This window comes from Rhizobium sp. SRI_017, from assembly GCF_057586295.1.
Genome location: NZ_JBYCZP010000089.1, coordinates 1 through 625 on the forward strand (window position 1 = coordinate 1; position 625 = coordinate 625).

Here is a 625-nt window from a genome sequence, read left to right on the forward strand (position 1 = left end):
GTGAGCGCCTGCCGGAAAGGGGCGCTCAAGCCATAACCGGCATCGGCAAGCACACAGCCGAAGCGCACGCCGGCTGCGCGAACCCGGTCGATCTCGGTCAGCGCGATCTCAGGCTTGGTGCTATAGGCACGATGGTCATCAGGCACACGGGCACTATCGAGCCGAGCGGGGTCGGACGTCCAGCTCTCGGGCAGGAACAGCCGCAGACCGACCATGATCGGCACTTCGCCAGAGGACAGCGTCAACGACACCAGCGTCTGGCAGTTAGCGTTCTTGCCGAGAGCCGAGGCGTATTGCGGCGCCACGCCGACCAAGTGGGTTCCCTTCTTGGGCAGCGCGGTGTCATCGACGATCAGCCAGGCATCGTTACTGCCAACTTGTCTGTCGGCCTCGGCGAGCAGCGCTGCTTCCAAGGGCGCAGCGCTCCAGACGCCGCTCGCAACGAAATGGTGCAGTTGGTCGTAGCTGACGGTGCCTGCACGTGCCGCCATCGGTTGAACGCTCTTACGATCACCAGGACCAATCAAGCCAGCAATATAGGCCGGGCACATCCGCGCTCGCGTCTTGTGCCGCAACGCCTCCACAAACGGCGTGAGCCATCCGTCCAAATCAGCTTTCCAGTTCC

Annotated in this window: 1 protein-coding gene; it reads right to left on the minus strand. The window is 63.4% G+C overall.

Going from position 1 to position 625, the window contains the following annotated elements; genetic code table 11:
* Positions 1–608 (minus strand): IS701 family transposase (locus tag AC2YI2_RS35140; protein WP_487391139.1); only part of this gene is annotated, 608 nt, incomplete at its 3' end.
* Positions 609–625: the final 17 nt, after the last annotated feature.